This is a genomic window from Stenotrophomonas sp. (genome assembly GCF_036662295.1).
In the GTDB taxonomy this organism is placed as follows: domain Bacteria; phylum Pseudomonadota; class Gammaproteobacteria; order Xanthomonadales; family Xanthomonadaceae; genus Stenotrophomonas.
Map to the genome: position 1 here is coordinate 31,381 of NZ_JAVWXA010000036.1, position 4,080 is coordinate 35,460.

Genomic DNA, 4,080 nt, shown 5'->3' on the forward strand with positions numbered 1-4,080 from the left:
GAACCAACCCTACCGTGTGCGCTGTCCAGGTGCGCGGGCAGCGGGAGGTACGCGACTGCCGGTATGCGCGGGCTGGCCGGACGCCAGGGAATGCGGGCGCTGGTAGGGTCGCATCCCAATCGACTGCCGTGGAATCCGCCGCGTTCGGTGTTGGCATGACCCTCGTCGGCGATGGCCTTTGCGCCTTTCAACGCAACGCGCTACCGGGTGGTGCACCGTTATCGGCGGTTGTTTGGGAACCAACCCTACCGTGCGGGTCTTGCAGGTCGTGCGGGTCGCACGCCTTACGCGTTCTGCAGCGCGGGATACTCCCTGCCCTCGCGCAGCGGGCGGAAGTAGTCGGCCTGCCGGTAAAACGCCGCATCCTGCCGCCGATGCCAGCCGGGAATGCCCGCCAGGGGCAACGGCCGCAGGTCCAGCGGGTCGTTGAGAACGTGCCCGCTCTCGATCATCCGCACAACCTGCGCCACCGCGCGCGCATCCTCGTCGGCGCATACCACAACGCACTTGCCTACCAGTAGACGCCCCGGCAGCAACGCCTGCTCCATCAACGCGTGGCCGATCACCGCCGCCACGGCGATGCCGCCCTCGCGCCAGGCCCCTGCCCCGGCCACGAACAGGGCCGCCCAGTCGTGCCGGTCCCAGGCCTCCAGCAGCGCGGGATCGCACACGCGCACGATCACGCCGGTCTCGTCGAACTGGGTCAGCGCCGCCTGCGCGCGGTCGCGCACGTGCACACCGTTGCGCGCGATGTGCCGGCACTGGCGGGCGTTGAGGGCCTGCTTGATCGCCGGATGGCGGGCCCATACCAGCGCGTTGAACAGGTCATGCCAGTTGGCCGCGCGCGTGGCGATGCGGCCCTGGGCGATGCGTTGTTCGTAATGCAGGCCATCGGCCAGCAGTGCCGCTTCCTGCCGCACCAGGCGCCGGCCCGGCAGGGCCAGGCGCGCATCCAGGGCATCCACGTCCAGCCAGGCCGGTGCCACCAGCAGGTCGTTGAACGCGGCGTAGCCGGCAAACAGCGGCTGGGCGAAGCAGGCCGCGTCCACCGCGGCGCGCGGCGGGGCGATGAAACGGCGGCGCGTGCCGCCGGCCTCGGCCGCCGCCGCGGTCACAGCACCTGCAGGTCGAACGGCTTGCGCGCGGCGTCCACGATCAGCGCATCGCCATACAGGTCGTGGTCGTCGCTTTCGGTGATGTCCACGTCGACGAACTGGCCCACGCGCAGGCGCGCTTCCTCGGCGTTCTGGATGTGCACCAGGCCGTCGATTTCCGGCGCGTCCGCGCGCGAACGGGCCACCGCGATGCCGTCTTCGATCACATCGACCAGGCACTGCTGCACGGTGCCGACCTTGGCCTCCAGGCGCGCGGCGGAAATCTCCGCCTGGCGGGCCATGAAGCGGGCCAGGCGCTCCTGCTTCACTTCCTCGGGCACCGCATCGGGCAGGTCGTTGGCGGTGGCGCCGGTCACCGGCGAATAGGCGAAGGCGCCCACGCGGTCCAGCTGCGCCTCGTCGAGGAAGGACAGCAGCTCCTCGAACTCGGCCTCGGTCTCGCCGGGGAAGCCGACGATGAAGGTGGAGCGCACGGTGATGTCCGGCGCGATCCGGCGCCAGTTCTGCACGCGCTCCAGGGTCTTTTCCACCGCGCCTGGGCGCTTCATCAGCTTGAGGATGCGCGGGCTGGCATGCTGGAAGGGAATGTCCAGGTACGGCAGGATCCGGTTCTCGGCCATCAGCGGCACGATCTCGTCCACGTGCGGGTACGGGTAGACGTAGTGCATGCGCGTCCACGCATCCAGCTCGGACAGGCCTTCGCAGAGTGCCTTCAGCCGGGTCTGGTAGGCCTTGTCGCGCCACATGCGCTCGGCGTACTTCACGTCCACGCCATAGGCCGAGGTGTCCTGGGACACCACCAGCAGCTCCTTCACCCCGCCGCGCACCAGCCGCTCGGCCTCGCGCAGCACGTCATCCACCGGGCGGGAGACCAGCTTGCCGCGCATCGAGGGGATGATGCAGAAGCTGCACTTGTGGTTGCAGCCTTCGGAAATCTTCAGGTAGGCGTAGTGGCGCGGGGTCAGCTTGATGCCGTAATCGGGCACCAGGTCCACGAACGGATCGTGGCGGGGCGGCAGCGCGGCATGCACGGCCTCCATCACGCTCTGGTAGTCCTGCGGGCCGGACACCGCCAGCACGTTGGGGTAGGCCTCGCGGATCTGCTCGGGGCGCTTGCCCAGGCAGCCGGTGACGATCACCTTGCCGTTGGCGTTCATCGCCTCGCCGATCGCATCCAGCGATTCGGTCACGGCCGAATCGATGAAGCCGCAGGTGTTGACCACCACCACGTCGGCGGCATCGTAGGAGGGCACGATGTCGTAGCCCTCCGAGCGCAGTTGGGTGAGGATGCGCTCGGAATCGACCAGGGCCTTCGGGCAGCCAAGGCTGACGAAGCCGACTTTGGGGTTCAGCTGGGACATGGAATCGCGGGACTCTGGGGGCCTGGGCCCATGCCGGAATGGCGTGGGGACCTGGGGCCGGAAACGGCGGCAAGTATACCGACGTTGCGGCCGGTGCCCTGAATCGGACCGGGACGATCCCGCCAGCACCGGCACAGGCCCTGACATCCCCCTAACCGGCCCGGCGCCGATAATGAACGCCTGAACCAAGCGGAGTTAAGCATCATGGGTGAATGGGTCACGCTCGATACGCACCACGGTCCCGTCCGCGCCTGGCACGCCGTGCCAGCCGGCAAGCCCCGTGGCGGCCTGGTGGTCATCCAGGAGATTTTCGGCGCCAACGCGCACATCCGCGAGGTGGCCGAGGGCTTCGCCGCCCAGGGCTATGCGGTGCTGGCCCCGTCCTTCTTCGACCTGATCGACGGCGTGGACGCCGATCCCGATGCCCTGCCCTACGACCCGGACGGGGTCAAACAGGGCCTGGCCCACGTAACCGCGCTCGGGGTGGAGAAGGCGCTGGAAGTGGTGCGCGCCTGCGCCTCGCGCCTGGCCCCGGCCGGCAAGGTGGGCACGGTGGGCTACTGCTGGGGCGGCAGCATCGCCCTGCTCTCGGCGCTGCGGCTGGGCCTGCCCTCGGTAAGTTACTACGGGGCGCGCAACGTGCAGTACCTGGACGAGGCGCCCAAGGCCCCGGTGATGTTCCACTTCGGCGCGCAGGACAAGAGCATCCCCGCCGAGGCCATCGCCGCCCACCGCGAGAAGCTGCCGCAGATGGCCACCTTCGTCTACCCGGCCGATCACGCCTTCAACCGCAGCGTCGGACATGCGTATGATCCAGACAGCGCCGCCCTGGCGCTGGAACGCACCCTGGACTTCTTTGCGGAGCATCTTGGATGAGCGAGTTCGAACTGGATTCACGCCTGGCCACCGATAGCGTACTGGTAGCAGAAGGGCCGTTGTCGCAAGTGCGACTGATGAATGACGAGCGGTACCCCTGGCTGATCCTGGTGCCGCGCCTGGCCGGGATCACCGAATGGATCGACCTGGACGGGGAGCAGCAGGACAAGCTGCGCACCGAATTGAACCGGGCCTGCAAGGCGCTCAAGGGCACCGACGGGGTCGAGAAGATCAACATCGGCGCGCTGGGCAACATCGTGCGCCAGCTGCACTTCCACGTGATCGGCCGCCATGTCGGCGATCCGGCATGGCCCGGGCCGGTCTGGGGCCAGGGCCAGGCGCACCGCTACGAACCCGACGTGCTGGCGCAACGTGTCGCACTCTGGAAGGAACGGCTAGGATATTCGCCCCAGCCCTAGCGGACCCTGCCCCTGATGCGTTCCAACCTTGTCGCCGCCATCGTCCTGATCCTCGTCGGCCTGTTCCTGCTGGCCAGCAACCTGGGCTGGACCAACATGAACCTCGGGCGCCTGATCCTCACCTGGTGGCCGGTGATCCTGGTGGCGGTCGGCATCGGCCTGCTGTTCGGCCGCGGCAAGTAGCGCCGGGCGGCAACCCCAACGGTAGTGCCGGCCGCGGGCCGGCAACCCCAAAGGTAGTGCCGGCCGCGGGCCGGCAACCCCGGACAACAAAAAATCGCGGAGCGCGCCGCGCTTTTTTCGTGCCCC

General features: G+C 68.6%; 5 protein-coding genes. 3 read left to right on the plus strand and 2 right to left on the minus strand.

Annotated features, from left to right (window positions below; translation table 11 throughout):
- Nucleotides 1-284: 284 nt before the first annotated feature.
- Both RSA25_RS09375 and rimO read right to left on the minus strand, forming a co-directional pair.
- Nucleotides 285-1,115 carry a DUF3025 domain-containing protein gene (locus RSA25_RS09375; RefSeq protein ID WP_332808621.1) on the minus strand — a complete coding sequence of 277 codons (831 nt, stop codon included), beginning with the start codon at nt 1,113-1,115 and terminating at the stop codon, nt 285-287.
- Nucleotides 1,112-2,476 (minus strand): 30S ribosomal protein S12 methylthiotransferase RimO, encoded by a 1,365-nt coding sequence (gene rimO / locus RSA25_RS09380; RefSeq protein WP_332808622.1) that lies wholly within the window; start codon nt 2,474-2,476, stop codon nt 1,112-1,114. Before rimO ends, RSA25_RS09375 begins: the two co-directional genes overlap by 4 nt.
- 204 nt (nt 2,477-2,680) lie before the next feature.
- On the opposite strand from rimO, the gene RSA25_RS09385 reads away from it, so the two are divergent.
- Genes RSA25_RS09385 through RSA25_RS09395 form a run of 3 tightly spaced genes read left to right on the plus strand, consistent with a single transcriptional unit; the run spans nt 2,681 to nt 3,954 of the window.
- Nucleotides 2,681-3,352 (plus strand): dienelactone hydrolase family protein, encoded by a 672-nt coding sequence (locus RSA25_RS09385; RefSeq protein ID WP_332808623.1) that lies wholly within the window; start codon nt 2,681-2,683, stop codon nt 3,350-3,352.
- Nucleotides 3,349-3,771 carry an HIT family protein gene (locus RSA25_RS09390; protein ID WP_332808624.1) on the plus strand — a complete coding sequence of 141 codons (423 nt, stop codon included), beginning with the start codon at nt 3,349-3,351 and terminating at the stop codon, nt 3,769-3,771. Before RSA25_RS09385 ends, RSA25_RS09390 begins: the two co-directional genes overlap by 4 nt.
- Before the next feature lie 15 nt (nt 3,772-3,786).
- The gene (locus RSA25_RS09395) at nt 3,787-3,954 is read left to right on the plus strand and encodes a DUF5668 domain-containing protein (protein ID WP_093533394.1); all 168 of its coding nucleotides are present in this window, start codon (nt 3,787-3,789) and stop codon (nt 3,952-3,954) included.
- Nucleotides 3,955-4,080 lie beyond the last annotated feature (126 nt).

Bases quoted from the DNA above. Each gene is read 5' to 3' on its own strand.
- RSA25_RS09395 (WP_093533394.1), top strand. From the start codon at position 3,787: ATGCGTTCCAACCTTGTCGCCGCCATCGTCCTGATCCTCGTCGGCCTG.
- RSA25_RS09390 (WP_332808624.1), top strand. From the start codon at position 3,349: ATGAGCGAGTTCGAACTGGATTCACGCCTGGCCACCGATAGCGTACTG.
- RSA25_RS09385 (WP_332808623.1), top strand. From the start codon at position 2,681: ATGGGTGAATGGGTCACGCTCGATACGCACCACGGTCCCGTCCGCGCC.
- rimO (WP_332808622.1), bottom strand. From the start codon at position 2,476: ATGTCCCAGCTGAACCCCAAAGTCGGCTTCGTCAGCCTTGGCTGCCCG.